Origin of the sequence: uncultured Mucilaginibacter sp. (genome assembly GCF_903913935.1) — a bacterium.
Lineage (GTDB): Bacteria > Bacteroidota > Bacteroidia > Sphingobacteriales > Sphingobacteriaceae > Mucilaginibacter.
Window position 1 is genome coordinate 1 of record NZ_CAIWNH010000348.1, and the last position, 25,289, is coordinate 25,289.

Below are 25,289 nucleotides of genomic sequence, written 5' to 3' on the forward strand. Positions count from 1 at the left end.
CAAAAAGCGGCGATCAAGATGTTTATCTTATCAAACCCTAACAGCTATTTAAGCATACTGGCCCTGTATTCGGTAGGCGGCCCTTCGCCTGACCCGGCCGAGCTGGATACTTTGTATAATTCATTGTCTACCGAACTAAAAAACATGGAAGCTGCAAAGGTTTTTAAAACACAGCTTGATGTATTAAGGCACACTTCTGTTGGTGTTATGGCCCCTGATTTTACACAAAACGATGTAAACGGCGTTCCGGTAAAACTTTCATCGTTCAGGGGTAAATATGTATTGCTTGATTTTTGGGCATCGTGGTGCGCCCCATGCCGCGAAGAAAACCCAAATGTGGTAAAGGCCTACAATAAATATAAAGATAAAAACTTCACTATTTTAAGTGTATCCCTTGATAAACCTGATGCTAGAAACAATTGGCTGGCGGCCATAAAAAATGATGGCTTAAGCTGGACCCAGGTATCCGACCTTAAATTTTGGAACAACGAAGCGGCAACGCTTTATTCCATCACTTCTATCCCGTCAAATTTCCTGATAGACCCCAATGGAAAGATCGTTGCAAAAGACCTTCGCGGCGGCGACCTGGAGAATATGCTGGAGCAGGTTTTGGGAAAATGATAGATTTTCCCGATCATTAGCCTGCCTCTGGAATAAAATAACAAACATGAAAAAAATACTGTTAATAGCGCTGGCAGCAATACCGGCAATGGGATTGGCGCAAGCCGGTAAATATACAATCGACGGCAGCTTGGGATCGTTTAACAAGGCCGCCAAAATATATTTACGTACCTATATTAATGATAAGGAGGCGACCGATTCAGTGATCCTCAAAAACGGAACTTTCCATTTCGGCGGTACCGTTGGGGCAGAGCCTGTTAGTGCATACCTGATATTCAATGAAAAAGGTACGGGAGCCAGGTTTACTGAAAACAACTACAAGGAAATTTATATTGAACAGGGCGTTTTAAAAGTAAGTAGCGGCGATTTTATTGCTAACGCAAAAATTGAGGGCTCAAAAACAAACGCAGATAATGATCGGTATAACGCACTGTTAAAACCAACTAAGGACGCCTACGCTGTTCTGGCAGCAAAGAGAAAAGCAGCGAAACCAGAGGAATTGCAAACTGAGGCTTTTCAAAAAGAAAACAGCAGGGCTGAAAAAGCGATCGATGATCAAAGCTCCGAAATCAATAAAAAATTCGTGCAGGACAATCCGGATTCCTATATCAGCTTATCTGCGCTGGAAATGTATGCCTATGGCGCCGATTATGCAGACATTGCGCCCTTGTACAACAGTTTATCAGCCGGGTTAAAACTGACTGATGCCGGCAAGAAATTTAGCGACAGGCTGCCAAAAATTAAAGCCGTAGCCATAGGCGCCATCGCTCCTGAATTTACCGAGGCCGACAGCAGCGGCACTATGGTTAGCCTGTCTTCCTTCAGGGGCAAATATGTATTGGTTGATTTTTGGGCATCGTGGTGTGGCCCCTGCCGCCGTGAAAACCCCAATATTGTAAGAGCGTATAATCATTATAAGGATCAAAAATTTACGATTCTCGGCGTATCATTAGATCAGCCAACCGGCAAAAAGAACTGGCTCGGTGCCATAAAAAAAGACGGGCTTAACTGGACCCAGGTATCGGACCTGAAAGGCTGGAACAGCAAGGATGCCGACCTTTATGCAGTTAGGGGGATCCCTCAAAACTTTTTGCTTGACCCCGACGGCAAAATTATTGCCAAAATGCTTACAGGCGAAGAATTGGAAGCTAAGTTAGCGGAGATTTTTGCAAAACCCAATACGGGGAAATAGAACTTGTCCCTGCAAAAAAAAGTCCGAAAGATGAAGAAATTGCCGTCACTTTCGGACTTTTTATTTGCAGCTTCTTTCTGACTTCCTACAACAAATCAAATCCAATATCCTTGCGGAAATACATACCGTCGTAATAAATACGTGCGGCGTCGGCGGTAGCCTGCTGCAATGCGTTAAATAAATTATCCTGTAAAGTTGAAACCGCTAAAACACGGCCTCCGGACGTTTTTATTTCTTCGCCATCCAGGTAGGTGCCCGCATGGAAAACGGTTGAATCGTGCACATTTTCAATCCCGGCAATGGTTTTATGTTTTAAATATTCGCCGGGGTAGCCGCCTGCCACCATTACAACGGTTGCCGCTACTTTTTTGGAGATAACTAATTCTTTTTGGTCAAGATTGCCTTCAGCAACACCCAACAGCAGGTCAACGAAATCTGATTCTATCCGCAGCATTACGCTTTCGGTTTCAGGGTCACCCATTCGGCAATTGTATTCAATTACCCAGGGTTCGCCGGCGCAGTTCATCAGGCCGATAAAAATAAAACCTTTATAGGGGATATTTTCTTTCTTCAAACCTTCAACCGTAGGGATGATCACCCTGTCCTCTACCTTTTTCATAAAGGCCGCGTCAGCAAAAGGTACCGGGCTTACCGAACCCATACCACCGGTATTTAAACCGGTATCGCCTTCTCCTATTCTTTTATAATCTTTGGCTTCGGGTAAAACTTTATAGTGCGTACCATCGGTCATCACAAATACCGAAAGCTCGATACCTGATAAAAATTGTTCGATCACCACGCTTGAGCTCGCATCGCCAAACTTGGCTTCAAGCAGCATTTCATTTAATTCCTGTTTTGCTTCTTCTACGGAAGCACAAATTAATACGCCTTTACCTGCTGCAAGGCCATCCGCCTTCAATACAATTGGCAAACCTATGGTTGTTAGGTATTCGCAGCCTTCATGTAAAGTATCTTTGGTAAAAGTTTTGGATGCGGCGGCAGGAATGTTATTGCGCACCATAAACTGTTTGGAGAAATCCTTACTTCCTTCCAGTTGGGCGCCTTCACTTTGCGGGCCAATAACAGGGATGTTTTTCAATAGCTCATCCGCCAGGAAAAAATCATGAATGCCTTTAACCAATGGTTCCTCGGGGCCAACCAAAACCAGGTCGACCTGGTTTTCCAGCGTAGCTTTCTTTATCCCTTCAAAATCGGTTACCTTAATATCCAGGTTTGTACCATAATGGCCGGTACCGGCATTACCGGGCGCTATAAAAAGCTGCTGACATTTTGGGCTTTGAGCAATTTTCCAGGCGAAGGCGCTTTCCCTTCCGCCCGAACCGAGGAGCAGGATGTTCATAGGGGCAAAGATAGTAAATGTGCAGATGTTTTGGATGTGCAGATATGCAGATGTGCGAATGTGCAGATGATCTTAAATTACGTTGATTCAGCCTTATTTGCCTTTTTTTTCATTTGCACATCTGAAATCCGCACATTTGCACATTAACTTCCTCATCCTATGTCGCGCCGATTAGATAAATATGAAAAGTTGCCGGTATACCAAAAGGCCCAGGAATTATTTGACCTGGCTGAAGTAATTGCCGATGCGCTTAAAGAAGACGAAATGAAAGAACACCTGGCGGCGCAGATATTGAGCAATGCCGCAATGGTACAGGCAAAAATTGCCGGGGCCGAAGGCGGTGGACTCTATTCATTGCGTATGCAAAATGCGGTTTTAATCAAACTGGCAGTACAGGATATGTTTAATGCAGTGTCATTTTCGTCGATGGTGGAGATCAATGAAGAAGATTATGTTGACCTGATGCGCGATAAGGTGGAAGAGTTCAGGGAGGTTTTTGTAGCGTGGATAAGGGGATTTGATAAAACCTATGATATCCCCGATAACTGGGCCATCCGGTTTGATACCAGTACTCCCGAACAGGAAAAATTGGAAGACCTGATGTTTGATGAGGACCGTTTCTTTAGTGATTTTGACGAAGACGAGGAAACCGGCGACGATCCGGAGGAAGAAGAGTAGGCTTCCGGGCCGTAGTTGGCCGATCGCCGGCTGCTGGTCGCTTTACAAATATAACTCCTTAAAAATGTACTGACTGCAAACCGTCAACTGTAAAACTTTTACTATATCCCGTCCGTATAAAATATTTTCGCTACAAATAAAATTATTTGAAGATGCTTACAGACGAATTGCCGGTTACACCCCTTTACCAGGAAATTACTACGGTCGACAGGCGCACAAACCTTCCGCATGAGGAATTTATCAATGAATATGTAAAAAAATCACTGCCAGTTGTTTTAAAAGACGCCGCAAAAGACTGGAAGGCGATGAAGAAATTTACACCTGCCTGGTTTAAAGAACATTACGCACACATCAACAAAAATATTAATGGTGTTAACTATAACATGGGCGATTTTATCGACATGATGTTAACCTCAACTGCCGAAAATCCGGCGCCATATCCCTATAATTTTGATGTTAAAAAAGTTTTTCCGGAACTGATGGACGACTTTTTGCCCGAGATCATTTACGGAAATATCGACAGGATCAACCATAAACTGATGCCCAAAAAGCTATTACAGGGCACCACTGTTTACGAAATATTTTTGGGTGGCAAGGGTTCAAGTTTCCCCTACCTGCATTTTGATGCTTTGTTTATGCATACCCAGATTACCCAGGTATACGGTTCAAAGGTGTTTATCATGTACCCTCCTGATCAAACACCATATATGTACCCGTTCCCGGACAACCCCAAATTTTCGCAGGTAAATTTCCTCAACCCTGATTATGAAAAATTCCCCCTGTTTAAAAACGCCAAACCAATAGAATTTACGCTGCTTGAGGGCGAAACACTGCTGTTTCCTTCAGGATGGTGGCATACCACAAAAATAAACGAGCCATGCATCTCCCTCGGCCGCGCTCAACTCAACGGTTATAATTGGGATAATTTTATAAAAGACCGGTACATCAACTGGAAGAAAAAAATATCTATAGCCGCATTACCCGTTTTAGCCTATGGTAAAATAGTAGGCAGTATTATGAATGCACAGGATAGGTAGAGGATTACACCGATTGTTATTTTTGATTTCACCGATTTAGAAAAAGTGATTAAAATCCTTTGACATGGCAAACCGGTTAGGGGATTTTTTATTTGAACCGGGCTTGAAAGCCAAATTTTATTTAATTTTCTTAATTACTATCCGTCTGGCAAAAAGTCAAACCGGCCCCGCGTTTCATCAAAATCAATGTAATCAAACCATCATATCGGTGAAATCACCCTTTAAAATCCGTGTAATCCCAAAAAAAATGTAGCTTTGCCTGTCATATTGGCTCAATTTTGCTATGGCGCAATTGTTGAGTATTATCGCATCATAAAAGAATAACATGTTAAATTTTATAAGCAAACTTTTTGGGAACAAGTCGGAACGGGATGTAAAGGTTTTGTGGCCTTTAGCAGACAAGGTGAAGTCCGAATATGCCAAACTGGACGGAATAAGCAACGACGAACTTAGGGACAAAACATTTGGCTTTAAGAAAATTATAAGTGAAGGGCTGGCCTCAATTGATGCAGAAATTGCTGCAATAAAGGATCAAACAGAGAACACCCCGGATATGGACGTCAGCGAAAAGGTGGGTTTATATACCCAGTTGGACAAGCTGGAAAAAGACCGTAACAAAGAGCTGGAAGTTATTTTGATGGATTTACTTCCTGAGGCTTTTGCTGTTGTAAAGGAAACTGCCCGCAGGTTTAAAGAAAATAAGACCATCGAAGTTACGGCCTACCAGTTTGACCGTGACCTGGCTGCCCGCAAATCAAATGTGATCATTAAGGGCGACAAAGCCATCCACCATAATACCTGGATCGCCGCAGGTAACGAAGTTACCTGGGATATGGTTCATTACGATGTACAGCTGATCGGCGGTATTGTATTGCACCAGGGCAAGATCTCTGAAATGGCGACAGGTGAAGGTAAAACGCTGGTAGCTACGCTGCCTGCATACTTAAACGCATTAGCCGGACAAGGTGTACATATTGTAACCGTGAACGATTACCTTGCACGACGTGACTCCGAATGGATGGGCCCGTTGTACGAATTCCACGGTTTAAGTGTTGATTGTATCGATAAACACGAGCCAAATTCAGAGGAACGCCGCGCTGCTTACCTTGCTGACATCACATTTGGCACCAATAATGAGTTTGGTTTTGATTACCTGCGTGACAATATGACACGTAGCCCTGAAGAATTGGTTCAACGCCGCCTGCATTATGCCATGGTGGATGAGGTTGACTCGGTGCTGATTGACGATGCGCGTACCCCACTGATCATTTCCGGCCCTATTCCCCGCGGTGATGAACATGAGTTTTATGAATTGAAACCGCGTATTGAGCGCCTGGTAAATGCGCAGAAAAATTATGTGAATGGCGCTTTAAACGAAGCAAAAAAATTAATAGCCGAAGGAAAAACCGGCCCCGACGAAGGTGGCCTGGCATTATTACGTGCTTTCCGTGGCCTGCCAAAAAGCAAAGCCCTGATCAAATTCCTGAGCGAAGGCCCTAACCGGCAGTTGCTGTTGAAATCAGAGAATTATTACATGCAGGACCAAAGCAAGGAAATGCCAAAGGTTGATGCCGAGTTGTTTTTTATTATCGACGAAAAAAACAACCAGGTGGAACTGGCTGAAAAAGGGATCGAACTGATCACTACCTCTGGTGAAGATCCACATTTCTTTGTAATGCCTGATGTGGGCACCGAAATATCTGAGATTGAAAAATCAATTCTGCCTGCCGAAGACAAAATGGCGAAGAAAGACGCCCTGATGCGCGATTTTTCGATCAAATCTGAGCGCATCCACTCCGTTAACCAGTTACTGAAAGCATATACCCTGTTTGAAAAGGATACAGAATACATTCTTGACGACGGAAAGGTGAAGATCGTTGATGAGCAGACCGGCCGTGTATTGGATGGCCGCCGTTATTCAGACGGTTTGCACCAGGCAATCGAGGCGAAAGAAAACGTAAAAGTTGAAGACGCTACGCAAACCTTTGCCACCATTACCCTGCAAAACTATTTCAGGATGTACCACAAGCTTTGCGGCATGACAGGTACTGCAGTTACCGAAGCCGGTGAGTTTTGGGAGATCTATAAACTTGACGTGGTTGAAATCCCAACCAATACCCCAACCAGCCGTGAAGACAGGCAGGACCTGGTTTACCGCACCGTAAGGGAAAAATACAATGCCGTTGCTGAAGAGATCAGCAAATTAACAACTGCAGGCAGACCAGTACTGGTTGGTACCACTTCGGTTGAGATCTCGGAATTACTGAGCCGGATGCTGAAATTACGTGGCATAAAGCATAACGTACTGAATGCGAAAATGCACCAAAAGGAAGCAGATATTGTTGCCGAAGCCGGTCAGACGGGGACAGTTACTATTGCTACTAACATGGCCGGCCGTGGTACGGATATCAAATTAGGCCCCGGCGTTAAGGAAGCCGGCGGTTTGGCCATTGTGGGTACCGAGCGCCATGAATCGCGCCGTGTTGACCGCCAGTTGCGCGGCCGTGCGGGCAGGCAGGGCGACCCGGGATCATCGCAGTTCTTTGTATCCCTTGAAGATAACCTGATGCGTTTGTTTGGCTCCGAAAGGATCTCCAACCTGATGGTGAAGATGGGTATTGAAGAGGGCGAGGTGATCCAGCATTCCATGATCTCGAATTCCATTGAGCGTGCGCAGAAAAAAGTTGAAGAAAACAACTTTGGTATCCGTAAACGTTTGCTGGAATATGATGATGTGATGAACTCACAGCGTACCGTTATTTACTCTAAACGTAAAAATGCTTTGTTTGGCGATCGTTTGGATGTGGATATTAGCAACACCGTATTTGATGTAGTTGAAGATGTGGTGACAGAATATAAAGAAGCCAACAATCACGAAGGCTTTAATATGGAAATGATCCGCATTTTTTCGCTGGATTTTGAAATCACCCAGGAAGATTGGACAAATATTACCATTGCCAGCCTGACTGATAAGGTATTTGCCGCCGTTACTGAGTTTTACAAACGCAAACAGGAGGCTATTGCGCAGCAGGCTTACCCGGTTTTAAAAGACGTATTTGAAACCCGCGGTGAGTATGTTGAAAACATCATGGTGCCATTTACCGATGGTATCCACGGCATCCAGGTTTCTGTTCCGCTTAAAAAAGCGATTAAGAACCACGGCCTGGAAGTTTTCAAATCGTTTGAAAAGAATGTAACCCTTTACCTGATCGATGATGCCTGGAAAGAGCATCTGCGCGAAATGGATGAGTTAAAACAATCTGTACAAAACGCGGTTTACGAACAGAAGGACCCATTGCTGGTTTACAAGTTTGAAGCGTTTGAGTTGTTCCGCCAAATGCTGGCCAGTGTGAATAAGGAGCTGGTAAGCTTCCTGTTCAGGGGAGGCATCCCGGTTCAGCAGCAGCCCGATGAAGTGCGCGAAGCAAAACCTCAGCCCAAATTGGACCTGAAGAAAATGCGCACCTCGAAACCCGAACTGGTAAGCGAAGCTAACGGCGCAGCCATGCAGGATATGCGCGAACTGCAAAAAGCAGCCCCCGTAAGAGTTGAAAATAAAATAGGCAGAAATGACCCTTGCCCTTGCGGCAGCGGTAAAAAATACAAGAATTGCCATGGTGTAGGGTTGGTGTAAAAGCCCCACCTGACCTCCCTTTAAAGGGGAGGAAAAACGAGGGCAAAGTTTTAATCCTTATTTGGGGATTTGGGCGAGGTTTATGGTTTTAAAAAAAATAAAAGTCTCCCCCTTTAGGGGGAGATTTAGAGGGGGCATGAAAAACGCAGCATCTTACATCGCTAAATTAGGCCTGTTAGGTTGCTGCATTTTTTTTGTCCCATCGTTTTCATCGGCACAAACCCGCGGCAAGGTTGAGGTGGTAAAAGATCCGCTGATTGATACTTTTATTGCCAGGCGGCCACAGTTGAATAAAACCACAGGCGGTAGTGAAAGCACAGCAAGCGGTTACCGGGTACAAATTTATTTTGGATCGAACCGGCAGTCGGCTTATAGCGCTCAGGCTAAATTCATGAACGATTACCCTGATGTGCCAACCTATGTTTCCTACACCGAACCAAATTTTAAAGTACAGGTGGGCGACTTCCGCTCCAGGCTGGAAGCCCAGAAAATGCAAAGCGATCTACATGGCATGTTCAGCAGCCTGTTTATCATCCCCTCAAAAATAAATCCTCCAAAATCCGACGCGTCAAATGATTAAAGAGCAGATCCAACAGCTTTCAAAAGATATTTTTAATGACGTGGTAGCCAACCGCCGCCACTTACATTCCCATCCCGAACTCTCCTTCCATGAGTATGAAACTTCGGCCTTCATTGGCCGGAAGCTGGACGAACTGGGCCTCACCTACCAAAAAATGGCCGATAATGGCCTGGTAGCGCTGATAAAAGGAGAAAAACCATCTGATAAAGTAATAGCGCTGCGCGCAGATATGGACGCCTTGCCGATTACCGAAGTTAATGAAGTGGCCTACAAATCGCAGAACGTTGGCGTGATGCATGCCTGCGGCCATGATGCACATACCTCATCGTTGCTGGGCACTGCAAAAATACTGACCGCGCTGAAAAGCGAGTTTGGAGGTACAATAAAACTGATCTTCCAACCAGCGGAGGAAAAGTTACCGGGCGGCGCAAGTTTAATGATCAAGGAAGGCGTACTGGAAAACCCAAAACCGCACGCGGTTTTAGGGCAGCATGTGATGCCTCTGATTGATGCGGGTAAGGTGGGTTTCAGAGCGGGTAAGTACATGGCCTCAACCGACGAGATTTATGTTACCGTGTATGGCAAAGGCGGCCATGGCGCGCAGCCCCAGCAAAACATCGACCCGGTCATCATTACCGCGCATATATTAACAGCGTTACAGACCATAGTAAGCCGGTCCGCGGATCCTAAAAGCCCGTCGGTGCTATCTTTTGGCAAGGTCATCGCCAACGGCGCTACCAATGTGATCCCTAACGAGGTTTACCTGGAAGGGACTTTCCGCACAATGGACGAAAAATGGCGGAGCGAAGCCCATGTCAAAATGAAAAAAATGGCTGAAGGCATCGCTGAAAGTATGGGCGGCAGCTGCGATTTTAATATCATGCGCGGTTACCCCTTTTTGATCAACGAAGAAAAACTGACTGCATCAGCCCGTGGCTTTGCCGAAGATTACCTGGGCAAGGAAAACGTACTCGACCTGGATATCTGGATGGCCGCCGAAGATTTTGCCTATTACTCCCAAGTAGCTGATTCCTGCTTTTACCGTTTGGGTACCCGTAATGTAAGCCGGGGCATTACCTCATCCGTACATACCCCCACCTTTGATGTTGAGGAAGACGCGTTTAAGATCAGTACCGGGTTGATGGCCTATATGGCCATTAAGCAGTTGGGGAATTGATAGGTGGTTCATGGATCATAGTTCATAGTAAACAGTTATGAAGATATTTTTTGCCTTTTGCTTATTGGCCCGTTTAGGATTGGGCAATGGTTACGCGCAGACAAGGCAGTTGATCCCGGTTCCACTTATAGTCGAAAATAAAGAGATCGACGGCTTGCTGGATACCGCTATTAAAATTAAGGCGCCATATTACCCATATTATGCGGCCAGTACTAAAATCACCGTGGATAGCTGCTGGAGAGTTGACATTCATAAGGGAAAATTCCTGTTATTTCAAATGGCGGAAACCAATATGGACGTTATGAACTATGAAATTAATAAAACAGGTACTAATGTCTCCAATTATGGCTATTTTCAATATCGAGGGCATAAGATTTTCGTTTGGATCAATGATTATTTCGATGACTTTTTTACTAAAAGTGCACAGGTTACAACATTTCGATCCATTTACAAGTTGAATAAGGATGCACCCGCTCCGTCACTACAGAATATATATCGTAATTTTCTAATTTACAAATATTTTGACGGCCATTTTTCGCGTTATGTCGACCCAAATCCGCCGCCGCCAGTTGTGTCTGTGAAGTCTAATTGAAGATTTTGTTCCCTGGCCTGAACTTTTTTGGTGTTGAATCAAAATACATGGGCACGGTTTAAAATTTGTGATATATTGCGCTTGTTTTACTGATCGTTGTCATTTTTTGCTATATCATCTATCGTTAATTTAGCGCCTTGGCCCACCAAAATGAAGAAAAACATTCTCGCTTTCTGCTTTTTGCTTTTCGCTTTCAGCTCCTATGCGCAGCAGATCAGGCGCTTTAATCCCGACTCTATTCGCACCATCACTATTGATTCAGCCATCAATATCCACTCGCACCATTTAAATGCACAGGATTTTATTGATGCGGTACTGGCTGATACCGGCTTTTACCAGGCTTTCCGCAATATGAAAAAGTATGATTTTATTGCCGAGAACCGCATTTATACTTACAATAAAAAGAATAAGGTTGACGGCCGTATTTACCGCAAGATCAGGCACAGCAATATAAACGGGAAACACCGGATGGATTTTTTGGCGAAACAGGATACCGGCAATGTGTACAAATCCAACGGCAAATACCAGTTGTATACCGTGGAGATGTTTGACTTTATTTTTATGAATGCCTACAATTCTGATTTTATAAAAGGGCCGGCGCTGCCAGGCTCCGGCGGTAAAAACGAATCGTATAAGGACAGATTAAAGACGCTGATATTTTCGCCCGGGCATAAGGTAAGCGGCTTGCCATTTATCAGCGGCAAAACTCAATTGTTTTCAAAGGATATGCGCGGCTATTACTATTACCAGTTCTCGCGTGGCAAGTACCTCGACTCCATCCCGGTTTACAGGTTCCGCGTGGTCAGAAAGCCAAGTGAAGGCGATAATGATGTGGTTGTAAAAGAAATGACCACTATATTTGATACGCGCAACTTCCAGATATTGGGCCGGTATATCGATATGAAATACAGCAACTGGATCTTTAGCTTTGATGTGCAGATGAATATTGAGCTGGGGAAATATAATGGTGAACTATTGCCGGTAAAGATCACCTACCAGGGCAACTGGGATGTGCCTTTTCATAAGGTTGAGCGGGCAAGTTTTTTAGTTGTACATAAGAATTTTAAAAAGGAATAAATTATATTGGAGACCATTACCAGCAGAAGGCATTTCGGAAAGTTTTACCTAGCAATAGCGGGGTTTTCTTTGTTTTTTGTGGTGATGGCATTAATTTTTCTTTCATTACACAAAGAAGCGCTTTCGAAGGGCGGTGAGATTTTTATGATCGTTATAGGCGTAGTACTTGCCCTAATGCCTTTTTACGTTGTTTACCGCTTTTACCAAAATGCACCAACCATCCGGGTTAACAGTAATTCAATATCTTTCAACGATACTGCGCCCTGTTTTTGGGCGGACTTGGAAAAGTTTGAAATGACAGGTAAGCGGCCTTTCAAATTTATGTTAAGCGATCCGAAGGAGGGAGTGCTTCTTAAATTTAAGGGACAAAAGGAGAAATACATACTGGACGACATGTATGAGAATACGCCTGAAATAAAAAAGTTAATCGGAAGCATCGTCGAAAATACCCTTTCCTCAAAAGTCCCGGCTAACAGCGCAGACCTTGGCGTTTTAGATGACAATAGCTTTACTTATTACAAAGGGTATCAGCTTTTGTGCTTTGAAGGTATTTTCCGTTGGCTATTTTTTATGTTTATGGCTTTTTTTATTATTTCTGTTATTTGGTCGGGCCTGATGGCTTTTGCTATTGGGCTCCTGATCTTGGGCGTGTTTTTTTATGCCATGATGGGATTCAGGTTATACTATTTTGGTGTTTCACCGGAACACTTAGTAATCCGGTTGCACAACATATTTTGGTATAGAAAATTTTATCCACTGGCAGATATCAGAGAAGTTGTTTTTGAAACCCATTATAAAATGCCGGTTTGTTTGAGGGTAATTACCAATGATTTTGAAAGCAAGATGTATCCCGCAGGCTCTATTTGGAGTAAAAAGTGGCTGCAGCTAAAAGAAGATTTTGAAAAGAAAAATATTAAGGTGAGGAACGAATGTGTTACCTATGAACCGTTTGAATTTAAGCTATACAATTAACGGTAATGCTGGTCTCTACTTATACTAATAGCCCATAAAAAGCACCGATTTTGTTTTGATTATCGGTGTAATCACAAACAAAATCGGTGCAATCAAAAAATCAATTATTAATCTGTTTCAGCATTTCTTTTACGGCTGTTTCCAGCTGCTGGTCTTCGCCGGCCAATTCTTTTACATAATCATTGCTTATTTTTATGTCCGGTTCCAGCTGGTGGTTCTCGGTTGGTTCGGTTTGGTTGATGCCGTAGGTGGAGATCATCGGGATGCCGAAGTACAGGGTATTATCAATCTGATCTTCCCACCAAACCGCTGTTCCGGTACCTGCCACCGGCATGCCGATCAGCTTGCCGATATTCAATTCTTTATAAACGTAAGGGAAAATAAACGCGTCCGAATAATTGCCCTCGCTCATTAAAACGCAGCTTGGCCGGGTCCATTTGTTCATGGATTCGCCGCCCTGGGTTTTATTGCTTTGCGGGCGCAGGGTTAAATATTCTTTCCCGCTCAAAAAGGTAGCCAGGTCATCATGCAGCCATCCGCCGCCGTTAAAACGGGTGTCAACGATCAGTGCTTTTTTATCAATATTTCTACCCAAAACCCTGTCGAAAGTAACCCGGTAACTCGGGTCATCCATACCGCGCACATGCACATAACCCACCTGCCCGTTGGATAGGCTGTCGGTTAAATGTTCCATCTTTTTTATCCAGCGGTTATAAAGCAGCATATTGCCTTCCATTCCTGTATTGATAGGTTTTACCGTTTCCTGGAATTGTTCGTTTGTATTTGGGTTATGGAAATTTACCTGGGTGTATTTCCCTTCTTTATGGTTTAATAATTTTGCCCAGTCTTCATCATCCGTAATTGGCGTTCCGTCAATTTTATCGATCACATCGCCTTTTTTCAATTTGGTTTTATCAATGTCAAAAGGGCCGCCGGCAATAATGTCGACTACTTTCAGGCCGTTGCCGCCAATTGAATTGTCGTACAGTAAACCTAAGGAGGCTGTGGCGTCGCCGTCAGGAAAACGGGGGCCATAACCGCTGCCGGTATGCGAAGCATTTAATTCACCCAAAAACTCGCTGAGCAATACGTCAAAATCATAATTATTATTGATAGAAGGCAAAAACTTCGCATAGTTGTCGTGGTAATATTTCCAGTCTACCCCCTGTAGTTTAGGGTCAAAAAACTTCTTTTGCACCTGTTTGTAAATATGGTCGAATATGTAGGTCCTTTCTGCAGCCGCATCCAGGTCCATATTGGATTTTATTTGCACGGGCGTTACCTTGCCGTCATCCACACCTACCTTCATAATGCTGCCATCTGCCAGCAGGAATAAGGATTTTCCGTCGTTGCTCATCACCAGCGAGCCATTGGGGTCTTTTAGTTCGGCAAGCATTTTGGTATCGTTGGTTCGTGGTTGGGTTACCCATAAGTTGTAACCCTTATCGTACCGGGCCAGGTAATACAGCTTTTCGCCATCAGGTGATAGTTTGGCATCAGCAATATCGGTTGAACTGATGGTAAGCCGCTCCGTGCGGTTGTCAAGGTTATCCAGGTTGGGCACAAAATCAGGGGCTTTCACTTTTGCGGTATCTTTTTTGCCTTTTTTGGCGGCCGCTTCTTTCTTTTTTATTTCGAGAGAATCGCGTTTTTCCTGTTCGTTCTTTATCGTAATGTCGTCCTTGCTTAACTGGTATTTGTCCCAGGTTGCCTGGTCAAAAAACATCGCAAAAACATCGCTCTGGCTGCCGCGGCTCAAGTTTTTCATGCCGTTTTTATCCGAGAACCAGTACATCATTTTTCCGCCCATTCCCCATTGGGGCTGTCCGTTATTAAAACCGCTTTGAGTTAAATTAATCCGTTTACCGCTGCCATCCGTTTTAAAAAGGATCACCTGGGTAGTAAAAATATGCCCTTCGCTTGATTGCGCCAGCAGGTATTTACCATCAGGCGACCAGGTAAAATATTGGTCACCATCAGCATACGAATAGTTTACACCTTCGGGCAGCAAAGTGGTTGATGTTTTGCTGGCGATGTCGTAAACTTTTATAATATTCCTTTCTTCCAGGTAGGCTATCTTTTTGCCGTCGGGCGAATAAACACCCTGGAATTCATCCTTATCCGTAGCTATTACCGGCTCAAAATTCAAGGTGGTGGAGGCATAAAAGTAGGGCTCGTTTTTATTGGCGATGGATACTTTGTAAATGTCCCACGACTTTCCATCTTCAACCGAATACAAAATACTGCGCCCATCCGGGCTAAACTGGATCATCCGCTCCTGGTATGGCGTGTTGGTAATTCGTTTGGTAATGCTGCCATCAACCGAAGTAACAAAGATCTCGCCCCGGTAAACAAAAGCTACCTCTTTACCTTCAGGAGATACCGCCATTTCGGTAGCCTGGCCCATCACAGGGATGTTTTTTACCTGGTCACCATTAAAATCAGCTGTCGCGGTGATCGGCACTTTTTGGGGCTGCCCGCCTTCTTTTAAAGTATAAATATCACCGTCCTGGGTAAAGGAAAAGGTGCCATTATCAGCCCTGGACAAGTTACGTACCGGGTCTTTATCAAAATGAGTTAATTGGGTGATGTTATTGATGTCCGCTTCGGAGGAACCATAAAGATTTTGATTGCCGTTGCGTTCGCTCAGGTAATAAAATTTATCGCCCTCGCCCCAAACGGGTTCGCGGTCCTCGCCAACAAATGGCGATACTTTGGTATAAGCATTATTCTTCACATCATAGATCCAGATGTCACGTGTAACCGCTGAAGTATGGTGTTTGCGGTAGGGATTTTCATAACCTTTGCGGTCCTGGAAAATGAATTTATCGCCGGCTTTGTCAAAGTGAACATTTTCGGTACCCGCAGAGTTAACCATGATACTGCGGCCGCCTTTAGCTGGTACTTTATACAATTTGGTAAAATAATAATCATCCGGAAACCGTACGGAACTGGCCACATCATAGCGGCGGGTACCGAAATAAACGGTCTGGTTATCGGCTGAGAAATCGTAAGGGATATCCTTGCTCGAATTATAAGTTAAACGGGTAGCTGCACCACCGCTTGAGGGCATAATAAACACATCAAAATTGCCATTCCTGTCTGACGCAAAAGCGATCGACTTACCATCATGGCTCCAAACCGGGTAGCCGTTGTAGGCGCTGTTGATGGTTAAAGGAACTGCCGCGCCACCAGCGGATGAAACCTTAAACAAGTTGCCTTTATATTCAAAAGCGATCCAGTTTCCATCGGGCGAAATTGCAGGTTGCTGCATCCAAAGCAAGTGGTCCTGCGCGAGTGACCGGCTTATAAATGCACAGAAAATGAGGAGAGTAAAAATTTGTTTTTTCATGCAGGTTAAGTTTGAAAAGCTAAAGTAGTGAAAGATTGTAACAGATTTAAAAGCTTTTAATTTTTTAGGTAAGACGATTTGAGGACGGATTAGTTGCAAATATTTTAAACAAATATGTGTAGGGGCTAAGAGTTACCCTCTGATTAACTATCAGTTTCAAATTTTAACACAGCGAGGCAGAAGAGGCACAGTGGGCGCTGAGATTTGCAATAGCCGATTTTTTTCTCAGTGCTCTCCGCGCCTTCTTGGTGTCCTCTGCGTTTAAAAACGTCAGCGACTTTATTATAAACCAATCTAGCCCTTCTTAAACCAGGGCACAAAAGCGCCGGTTTTTTGCTGGTATTTTTTAAATGCTTCGCCCTTTGTGCGCAAGGATTGCTCTTCGGTAGTGGGGATACCGGTTACTTTTAAAAGCAAATAAAGGATGATTGCCGGGCTGATAATGGCCAGGTAGCCATAAGGGGAACCAAGGGCAAAAACAAAATAGGATACCCACATCAGCCATTCAAAAAAATAATTGGGGTGGCGTGAATAGCCCCAAAGGCCGGTATCGCAAACTTTTCCTTTATTGGCGGAGTCTTTTTTAAACGCGGCCAACTGCGCATCGGCGGTTGCTTCGCCGATTACGCTGATCAGCCATAAAGCTGCCCCTGCATACTCAAGCGCGCCAAGTTGCGGGGTGGTATTCAGGGTGATGATAAAGAATGGGACAGCGAGCAAAACGTTAGAGAGGGCCTGCGCCTGGAAAAAAAAGGCCATTTTTACTTCGGCATTTTTGCCCCAGTCCTTGCGGATCTGCGCATAGCGCGGCTCCTCCTGCCGCAGGTATTTTAATACCCTTACCGCCAAATGTGTGCCCAGGCGCCCGCCCGCAACAATCACCATGCCACAGAGCAGCAGCTTTCGGGTTTCAAACCCCGGCGCAAGCAGTAACAGGATGATGGCTATCACGGGAAAATTGTACGACCAGAAGATATCAACCACTCCTGCATTTTTTATCCTGAGCGACCAGATCCACACCAGGAACATGATGATGCAACAGGCAAGGACCGAATAGCCCACCAATGAATAAATTGAAATGTTATCCATTTTGTTTACCAAATAAATCTTTTAAACCTTCATTTTGTTTGAGCCTGAATAGCTGGATCAGCATATAAGCACAAGTTGCGATGCTGCCAAGCGTTACCAGCAGTATTAACCAAATGATCCGCAAAAACATGCTATTTTCCTTATAGCACACCCACAAAAATATGACCGTTACATTGGCATAAAAATCCCAAAGTGTGGCACGCATCCAGGGAATGGTAGCTAAAAAATTCCATTGCTCAAATAAATTGCTGTGTATACTGGTGCTGATAACGGTATAGCACATACTTACAAACAGGATACTAAAAAGGATTTTTAATGCTGTGATCATCGGGTTATGCTTTTCGTAATCTGATAATATGTAGCCAGTGCATCATAGTGTAAGCCCTGGATTTTAAAAATGACAATCCCTGGAAAATAAAAGTAGCTAAATAAAATGTCCCATCCCAAAAACCATTCATTTTAAACATTTTATGAGAGGCATACCGGTGCAAAAAAATGCTTGAAAAAAAAGTGAAAGGAACCAGTGGGCCAGGAAGAAGATGAGGATCATTAGTTAATTGAGTTTAATGGTTGATTGGGCATCAATGTCTATTAAAAATTTATTTTCTGTCGTGGGAGGATCATACTGGTCAAATAAGTCAACTTAATCAACCCAATCAACTAATTACCATGCGCCTTTATAAACGCCAATGCATCGTCCGCGTGTTTTTTACCCTGCATCATGGCTTCATAAGCAAAAACGATCCTTCCATGAAGATCTACGATAAAAGTTTCTCTGCCGGTCATGAACATTTTATTTTTTACCCCAAACAGGCCATACACTTTATTATCCGGATCGCTAAGCAGCGTAAACGGCAGTTTATAATGATCACTGAAAGCCTTGTGGCTGGCAACTGTACCGGCATTTATGCCGATAACCTTTGCGCCAGCTTTGCTGAAATCATTAAAACTATCCCTGAAAGTGCAGGCCTCTTTGGTGCAAACCATACTTTCATCTTTGGGATAAAAATAAATAACGAGAAGGTTTTTACCAATATGATCGGCGCTATTGAAAACTTTTCCATCCTGGTCGGTCAGCGAAAAATTTGGCAATTTGTCACCCACCGCAAGCGTACTTTTTTCAGCCTGCGCCCGGGCCTTATAATTTATAGCTACCAGTAATAGTATTGCTATTAGGAAACCAGTTAATTTGTTTTTCATCATACACAACATACGGGAATTTATACCATTTGCGATTTATGAAATGAAAATATTTTCATTAAAGCACCTAAAAATAGATCTGGAAAACATTATTAAAAAAATATTTTCCAAAGCGAAAGTGGAAAATTATATTTGAATAATATTTTCCACCGCGCTGATGAGAGAGAGAATTATTGAGACTTCGTTGCAACAATTCCTGGAACATGGTATCCGCAAGATGACCCTGCAAAAACTGGTATTGGTACTTGGGATCTCTACAAAAACCATGTATAAATATTTCAGCAATAAGGAAGCGTTGTTGGAAGATTGCCTGGGGCTGCATTATCGGGGAGCAGATCATGGCATCAGTGAAATGCTCAAAGATTCACCAAACCCGGTGGCCGCGATAGTCTCCGTCTATTCAAAATCGATGGAACTGGATTTTGGGACCAATCACTTGTTTTACCACGACCTGAACTACTACTACCCGGCGCTGCAGGACAGGGTGATGAAAGAGCAGGTGAGCGGCGCATTTAAGAAAATAATATTGCTGATACAACAAGGAATTAACGAAGAATATTTTTTGGCTTATTTAAAGGCGCCTATCGTATTCGAAACACTGTCGGCGATGTATACTTCGGTTACACGGAATAGTGTTTATAAAAGCCGGGAACAGAAGAACGAATTGATTAAACATACCATGATGGTCTATTTAAGGGGCATCTGCACCGAAAAAGGATTACAGGTCATCAGGCAATTGAAAGAAATATCCATTTAAAATAAAATTATGCGCACCATTTTTACAACCCTGTTTATTTTTTGGGGCTTTTTGTCCGCCGGCGCCCAAACGACTGATTCGCTTAACCTGCTGCCTCGGCCGCAGACCGTAAAGCTGCAAACCGGTAGGTTTATCATTTCCAACAAGTTCGCTGTCGGGATCAATGGCCCAGGCAGCCCCAAATTAATTGCGTCCGTAAACCGCTTTTACGTACAACTTGCTAAGCGCACCGGCGTTATTTTTCCGCAGGAATATATTTCAGGGAAAGAAAATCCTGCGGATGCACAATTGGCGATCAGTTACCAAAAGAGTATAAACCCTGTAATAGGGATAGATGAAAGTTATACCCTAACCGTTACCCCGGAAAAAATCGCGCTGACCGCAACAACTGACATTGGTGCCGAACATGGCCTTGAAACGCTTTACCAGCTTCTGACGCCAGCGGGCAGCGGTTTTTGTTGCCCGGCAGTTGAGATCAATGATGCGCCCCGGTTTAAATGGCGCGGGTTGATGATTGATGTGGCGCGGCACTTTATACCATTTGAAGTTTTGAAACGGAATGTGGATGCCATGGCGATCGTAAAAATGAACGTTTTGCACCTGCACCTTTCGGACGATGAAGGCTTTAGGGTGGAATCAAAAGTTTATCCCAAGCTGCAGGAAAACGGCTCAAATGGCTTGTTTTATACGCAGCATCAGCTTAAAGAACTGGTGAACTATGCGCATGACAGGGGCATCATCGTTGTACCTGAATTTGACCTGCCGGGCCATTGTTCAAGTATTTTAGCGGCTTATCCTTTTTTAGCCAGCTACCCGGCAAACTACAAACCCGCCAGGCGTTTTAATATTGACACGATCAAAAACTCCAGCCTGGGCAAGATCATGCAACTCATCAATCAGGTTCAAACCCCTACTATTGACCCTACCAAAGAAAGTACTTATGTTTTCTTTGACCAATTTTTAAGGGAAATGAGCAGCATCTTTACCGATCCTTATTTCCACGTCGGGGCAGATGAAAATAACGGCGTAGCCTGGAAGCAAAACCCCGCCATCGCCGCATTTATGAAAGCCAAAGGCATGAAAACCACAGATGACCTACAGGCTTATTTCGTTAACCGCATGCATGGCATCGCCCAAAAATATAATAAACGCATTATTGGCTGGGAAGAGACCTTTAACGCCACTGTTCCACAGGATGTGATCATCCAAAAATGGAAACCTGCGGCGCCTGCAGACACCCTGGTAAAAAGCATTGTTGGGCATCATAACCAGGTGATCATTTCAGCAGGGTATTACCTGGATATGTATTTCCCGGCTTATATCCATTATTTAACCGACCCGGTTCCGGCTAACCTTAATGCTGCAGCAGCCGAAAAGGGCATATTGGGCGGTGAAGCGGCGATGTGGAGCGAACTGGTGGATGGTGGCAACGAGGAGATCCGCGTTTGGCCGCGTACTGCAGCAATTGCGGAAAGATTCTGGTCGGATGCGGGTGTAAGAAGCGCCGATGACATGTACCGCCGTTTATGGGCCCTGGATTTTGAACTGAACGACAGGGCGGTAAATGAATATGACAGCTATATCAAAATACTCGACCGTTGGGTAAACGACGAGGAGCTGAACACGGCCATAACCCTTTGCAATGTTTATACCCAGGTAAAAGGATACAAGCGCCTGATGGCTGCAATATTATCGCCGGGAGAGGTTCATGCAAAAACCACCCTTACCACCCCGCTGGTTGGCATCGCTGATGCAGTGCATACGGACTCAGAAACCGGCTGGTATTTCAGGCAATTGGTAGCAACGTATCTGGATAAACACGATGCGGCCAGCCTGGAGCAAATTAAATCCCAACTGCAACGGTGGCAAAGTAATAAGGCAAGGTTTAATGCTTTGGCAGCCAACTCGCCCTACCTGCAACAGATCGCCGACTTGTCTGACAATCTTTCTAATGCGGCCGGCATTGTTTTACAGGCATTAAATAACGAAGGCAACAAGGATGATCAGCTTAAACAACTGCAACAACTGGAAAAACCACGCCATGAAGTTCAGCTGGCCATCGGCCAAAGCCTTGAAGCGCTGGTTACCGGGAAACTAAAGCCTGAACCAGCAGCATATTCCATGTTTTAAACAAACTTCAACGCATAAAAAAGCCGGACTTTCAATTGAAAGCCCGGCCAGAGTTGATTGATTTGAGGTCGTTAAACCAAATTGGTTTTAATATAGTTATAGCTTTTGGTGATACTGTCGATCGGATCGCCGGGGCAAATATCCTGTTCAACAAAGAAATATTTAAGGCCGGCTTTATTGGCATGTTTTAATATCGCTTTAAAGTCGATAACGCCATTGCCTACTTCGGTAAACTTTTGCTCAGGCGTATTGTCCATGTCTTTTAAATGCCACAGCGGGAAACGGCCCGGATATTGGTTAAACAGCGTCATCGGATCTTGTTTAGCCTTGGTCATCCAGTACATGTCCATTTCCATTTTTACCAGGTCAGGGTCGCTGTTGATGAGCAGCATTTCGTACGGATATTTACCATCCTGTTTGATGAATTCAAAATCATGGTTGTGGTAGCAAAGCTGGATGCCTGCTTTTTTGCAAATTTCGCCGGCAGTGTTAAGATCACCGGCAATTTTTTTGTAATGATCAAGGAGACCGCGTTCAGCAGGAGATAACCATGCGCAGATCATATATTTAAGGCCGATTTGAGCGGCATCATCTACTGCTTTCTGCCAGTCATTTAACAGCGTGCCTTTACTTCGGGGGATGTCCTCACCCAAACGATAGTGGCTGCTGATCAAACTCAGGCCATTGTCTTTTAAAACTTTGGCAAAGCTAAGCCCGTCCATCCCATAAAACTTTTCGCTGCCGGTATAAGTTGCCGCCTCTACCGAATTAAAGCCAACCTTTGCCACTTTAGCAAGGGTGCCCTGCGGGTCCTTATCCATCGCGTCGCGAACGGTGTATAACTGCAGCCCGATATATTTTTTATCGTAGGCAAATAATTTAGGAGCCACTAACAGCCCGGCAGAAAGCACCGCCGAAGTTTTGAGGAAGGATCGTCTGGTCGTCATGATTTATGAATTGGTAGCGGTAAATATATGTGTATTATTGACACAATCAAAAAATGCCACTAATTTAATACATTAAATTTGAGAGCAATCACAGGGCACCAAAAAGGTGGGGGTGATGCGCGAAACCAGCTTTGCATCGGCATAATCAGGAATGGCGCTGATCTTCTTCCACTCCGGATCGCTCCCAAAAGCTTTCCAATGGCTGTCGTGCGCGGCCATATCATCAAAAGTGACCATATAGGTGAGGTTGGGCCTCAGGTCGCCGATAACGGTTTCACCAAAAAATACGGGGTCAAACCCAAGCCTTTTAAAAATATCTACTTCGCCTGCATCGTTAAACATTTCCAGTTTCTTTTGCCCGGCGCTTTCACTGGCGTGCTCGTAACGGCGCAGCTCAAAAATACGCGGCTTTTGTGCAGGCGCCTGCATTTTGGGCATATGGGCAAACGCTTTTAGTAACGAACTTTCTATCCTTTCATAAGCCGGATCAGTCGCCGGTGCGTTTAGGTAAGCGGCGCCGGCCTCCAAATAAGCGGCGTCGGCAGCCAGTTTGTCCTGTACATTGATAAAATCGTCCCATGAATTATAAGGGATCAGCGCATAGATTTTTGTTTGCCCTGCAGGTTTCAACTCTGCGAAAACACCAATAGCCTTGAAGCCCAAACGGTTTAATGCCGGGATGAATGCATCTTTAAAATAGCCTTCAACCAGCTTTTGCTGCTGTTCTGTTTTAAGGGTATAAGCCCTTAGTTCATAAAATTCCCTGCCGCCTTTTAGCTTTTCGGCCGCGCTGCCTAGTTTTGGGCTTACCGCCGTTGCTGCGGTTGCCAGTAAGGAAGTTTTCACAAATGAGCGTCGTTGCATAATGTTAGAGATTAGAGACCAGTGAATTAGCGATTAGGAAAAGACATTAGTTTCGGCTTAATCTCTGATCTCGAACCCGTAATCACCATTCCTTTAGAGATTAGAGACGAGTGATTGGAAATCAGGAAAAGACACAAGTTCGGCCTAATCTCTGATCTCCAGTCTCTAATCACTATTCCACTTCTTTTTACAAACAAACAACATTATTTTATATAAACTTGTACGCCCGGGTTTAAAAGTCTTTTTATAACGATTATTTTACCTGATTTTTAGCATTCCGGGCATAGACTTAAATTTAAAATGGACGATCAATTTTACAGGGAAATTTACAACAAACACCAGCTGGTGGATGCAGTGCCCTCCAACAAGGAAATTACGGCATGGGCCCTGCAGGTGATCCGTTTATTGTTCCCTGAACAATCCAAACAAGACTATATCGACTTTAAGCAGGTAAAAAATGAATTTATCCGGCTGGAGAATGAGCTCGCCTATATTTTAAATGCTACCCGCGCCTGCCGCGATTGTAATAATGAACTGCTGGCCAAATTGTTTTTTGAAGAAATGCCCGACCTGTTCCGGGTTTTAAATTCAGATATCCAGGCAATTTTTAACGGCGACCCGGCGGCACGCAGCGAATTTGAAGTAATCCGTACCTATCCGGGTTTCTTCGCTATTTCATTTTACAGGCTGGCACATAGTTTATACAAACACGAGGTACCGCTGTTGCCGCGGATCTTAACCGAGTGGGCGCATTCCAAAACAGGGATCGATATCCACCCGGCAGCGCAGATCGATGAATATTTTTATATAGACCATGGCACGGGCATCGTTATCGGCGAAAGCTGTATCATCGGTAAACATGTAAAGCTGTACCAGGGCGTTACTTTGGGTGCGCTCAGCGTTGAAAAAAGCATGGCCTACAGCAAGCGCCACCCCACCGTGGAAGATAACGTGGTGATTTATGCAGGCGCTACCATTTTGGGTGGCGAAACCGTAATTGGCCACGATAGTATTATCGGCGGGAATGTTTGGCTTACCAAAAGCGTGCCCGCGCATTCAACCGTGTACCATAAGTCGGAGATCAGCGTATTTAAAAAGAAAAAAGTATAAGTTTTATGGCAGGCATTATTGATCTGATCGGCAATACCCCGATGGCGGAGATTAAAAAACTCAACCCAAACCCCAATGTGCGCATTTTTGGCAAACTGGAAGGCAATAACCCCGGGGGGAGCGTTAAGGACCGAGCAGCCAAAAACATGATCAAAAGAGCGATAGAACGCGGCGACATTAAGCCCGGCACCAAACTGATTGAGGCCACCAGCGGCAATACCGGTATCGCTTTGGCGATGATCGCTTCTCTGTACGGGCTGGAGATTGAACTGGTAATGCCGGATAACTCCACCCGCGAACGTACACTTACAATGGAGGCCTTCGGCGCGAAGGTTACCCTGCTGGAGGGCATTGAACGGTGTCGCGATTATGCCGAAGAAAAAGGCGCAAGCGGCGAATATTTCCTCTTGAATCAGTTTGGCAACCCCGATAATTATATGGCGCATTACCATACTACTGGTCCGGAGATCTGGAAAGACACCGAGGGGCAGATCACCCATTTTGTAAGCTCGATGGGCACCACCGGTACCATTATGGGCTGTTCACGCTATTTTAAAGAAGTAAACTCCAATATACAAATTGTAGGTTGCCAGCCTACCGAAGGCTCGTCCATCCCAGGCATCCGCCGCTGGCCGGTGGAATACCTGCCCAAAATTTTTGAGCCGGAACGGGTGGACAGGGTAATGGATATTTCCGAAGCGGAAGCGACCCTAATGGCGCGCCGCCTGGCCAAAGAAGAGGCTATTTTTGCCGGCATGAGCAGCGGGGGCGCTATGGCTGCAGCGGTTAAACTAGCCGCTGAACTGACGGAAGGCACCATCGTTTTTATCTGCTGCGACCGCGGCGACCGGTATTTGAGCAGCGATTTGTTTGGGTAAAAAGAAGGAATATACGTAGGGGCGACCCTTGTGGTCGCCCAA

Annotated in this window: 21 protein-coding genes; 14 read left to right on the top strand and 7 right to left on the bottom strand. The window is 44.6% G+C overall.

All coding sequences use genetic code 11. The annotated features are described in order from the left end of the window. Both QZY09_RS13725 and QZY09_RS13730 read left to right on the top strand, forming a co-directional pair. Positions 1-621, top strand: a 621-nt coding sequence (locus QZY09_RS13725; protein WP_295673247.1) for a peroxiredoxin, incomplete at its 5' end; no start/stop codon positions are given. Positions 622-667: 46 nt separating this feature from the next. Continuing rightward, positions 668-1,813 (top strand): TlpA disulfide reductase family protein, encoded by a 1,146-nt coding sequence (locus QZY09_RS13730; protein WP_295673249.1) that lies wholly within the window; start codon positions 668-670, stop codon positions 1,811-1,813. Between the two features lie 85 nt (positions 1,814-1,898). On the opposite strand, the gene purD is transcribed toward QZY09_RS13730, so the two are convergent. Then, the gene (gene purD, locus QZY09_RS13735; RefSeq protein ID WP_295673251.1) at positions 1,899-3,173 is read right to left on the bottom strand and encodes a phosphoribosylamine--glycine ligase; all 1,275 of its coding nucleotides are present in this window, start codon (positions 3,171-3,173) and stop codon (positions 1,899-1,901) included. Positions 3,174-3,332: 159 nt separating this feature from the next. Here purD and QZY09_RS13740 point away from each other — a divergent pair, with 159 nt between their 5' ends. The 8 genes from QZY09_RS13740 (at position 3,333) to QZY09_RS13775 (ending at position 12,920) form a co-directional block, all read left to right on the top strand. Beyond that, positions 3,333-3,851, top strand: coding sequence for a hypothetical protein (locus QZY09_RS13740; RefSeq protein WP_295673253.1), 519 nt, complete (start codon positions 3,333-3,335; stop codon positions 3,849-3,851). 152 nt (positions 3,852-4,003) lie between these two features. Further along, positions 4,004-4,888 carry a cupin-like domain-containing protein gene (locus QZY09_RS13745; RefSeq protein ID WP_295673255.1) on the top strand — a complete coding sequence of 295 codons (885 nt, stop codon included), beginning with the start codon at positions 4,004-4,006 and terminating at the stop codon, positions 4,886-4,888. 325 nt (positions 4,889-5,213) lie between these two features. Then, positions 5,214-8,522, top strand: a complete 3,309-nt coding sequence (gene secA, locus QZY09_RS13750; protein ID WP_295673257.1) for a preprotein translocase subunit SecA — start codon at positions 5,214-5,216, stop codon at positions 8,520-8,522. Between the two features lie 136 nt (positions 8,523-8,658). Next, the gene (locus QZY09_RS13755) at positions 8,659-9,102 is read left to right on the top strand and encodes an SPOR domain-containing protein (protein ID WP_295673259.1); all 444 of its coding nucleotides are present in this window, start codon (positions 8,659-8,661) and stop codon (positions 9,100-9,102) included. Further along, entirely contained in the window at positions 9,095-10,279 is a 1,185-nt protein-coding gene (locus QZY09_RS13760; protein WP_295673261.1) for a M20 family metallopeptidase, read from the top strand. The genes QZY09_RS13755 and QZY09_RS13760 overlap by 8 nt, the downstream gene beginning before the upstream one ends. A 37-nt stretch (positions 10,280-10,316) precedes the next feature. Then, positions 10,317-10,871, top strand: a complete 555-nt coding sequence (locus tag QZY09_RS13765) for a hypothetical protein (protein ID WP_295673262.1) — start codon at positions 10,317-10,319, stop codon at positions 10,869-10,871. Between the two features lie 150 nt (positions 10,872-11,021). Next, entirely contained in the window at positions 11,022-11,948 is a 927-nt protein-coding gene (locus QZY09_RS13770) for a hypothetical protein (RefSeq protein WP_295673263.1), read from the top strand. Between the two features lie 84 nt (positions 11,949-12,032). Then, positions 12,033-12,920 (top strand): hypothetical protein, encoded by an 888-nt coding sequence (locus tag QZY09_RS13775; protein ID WP_295673264.1) that lies wholly within the window; start codon positions 12,033-12,035, stop codon positions 12,918-12,920. 100 nt (positions 12,921-13,020) lie between these two features. Here the strand turns inward: QZY09_RS13775 and QZY09_RS13780 are convergent, their stop codons facing one another. From QZY09_RS13780 to QZY09_RS13795, 4 genes are all read right to left on the bottom strand, one after another. Then, positions 13,021-16,272: a S41 family peptidase gene (locus QZY09_RS13780; RefSeq protein WP_295673266.1), complete on the bottom strand. Its 3,252-nt coding sequence runs from the start codon at positions 16,270-16,272 to the stop codon at positions 13,021-13,023. Positions 16,273-16,566: 294 nt separating this feature from the next. Beyond that, positions 16,567-17,361, bottom strand: a complete 795-nt coding sequence (locus QZY09_RS13785; protein ID WP_295673267.1) for a DUF1295 domain-containing protein — start codon at positions 17,359-17,361, stop codon at positions 16,567-16,569. Continuing rightward, the gene (locus QZY09_RS13790) at positions 17,354-17,689 is read right to left on the bottom strand and encodes a DUF1475 family protein (RefSeq protein WP_295673269.1); all 336 of its coding nucleotides are present in this window, start codon (positions 17,687-17,689) and stop codon (positions 17,354-17,356) included. The genes QZY09_RS13785 and QZY09_RS13790 overlap by 8 nt, the downstream gene beginning before the upstream one ends. Before the next feature lie 332 nt (positions 17,690-18,021). Then, positions 18,022-18,564 carry a peroxiredoxin gene (locus tag QZY09_RS13795; RefSeq protein WP_295673270.1) on the bottom strand — a complete coding sequence of 181 codons (543 nt, stop codon included), beginning with the start codon at positions 18,562-18,564 and terminating at the stop codon, positions 18,022-18,024. 154 nt (positions 18,565-18,718) lie between these two features. Between QZY09_RS13795 and QZY09_RS13800 the strand changes: the two genes are divergently transcribed. Then, entirely contained in the window at positions 18,719-19,318 is a 600-nt protein-coding gene (locus QZY09_RS13800; RefSeq protein ID WP_295673271.1) for a TetR/AcrR family transcriptional regulator, read from the top strand. 9 nt (positions 19,319-19,327) lie between these two features. Further along, positions 19,328-21,448, top strand: a complete 2,121-nt coding sequence (locus QZY09_RS13805) for a family 20 glycosylhydrolase (RefSeq protein WP_295673273.1) — start codon at positions 19,328-19,330, stop codon at positions 21,446-21,448. Between the two features lie 71 nt (positions 21,449-21,519). On the opposite strand, the gene QZY09_RS13810 is transcribed toward QZY09_RS13805, so the two are convergent. Both QZY09_RS13810 and QZY09_RS13815 read right to left on the bottom strand, forming a co-directional pair. Further along, entirely contained in the window at positions 21,520-22,395 is an 876-nt protein-coding gene (locus QZY09_RS13810; RefSeq protein ID WP_295673275.1) for a TIM barrel protein, read from the bottom strand. Positions 22,396-22,467: 72 nt separating this feature from the next. Further along, a complete protein-coding gene (locus QZY09_RS13815) occupies positions 22,468-23,259 on the bottom strand; it encodes an NIPSNAP family protein (protein WP_295673276.1) in 792 nt (263 codons plus the stop codon). Between the two features lie 300 nt (positions 23,260-23,559). On the opposite strand from QZY09_RS13815, the gene epsC reads away from it, so the two are divergent. Continuing rightward, positions 23,560-24,369 carry a serine O-acetyltransferase EpsC gene (gene epsC / locus QZY09_RS13820; protein ID WP_295673278.1) on the top strand — a complete coding sequence of 270 codons (810 nt, stop codon included), beginning with the start codon at positions 23,560-23,562 and terminating at the stop codon, positions 24,367-24,369. A gap of 5 nt (positions 24,370-24,374) precedes the next feature. Next, positions 24,375-25,247 carry a cysteine synthase CysM gene (gene cysM, locus QZY09_RS13825; protein WP_295673280.1) on the top strand — a complete coding sequence of 291 codons (873 nt, stop codon included), beginning with the start codon at positions 24,375-24,377 and terminating at the stop codon, positions 25,245-25,247. The last annotated feature ends 42 nt before the right edge of the window (positions 25,248-25,289 follow it).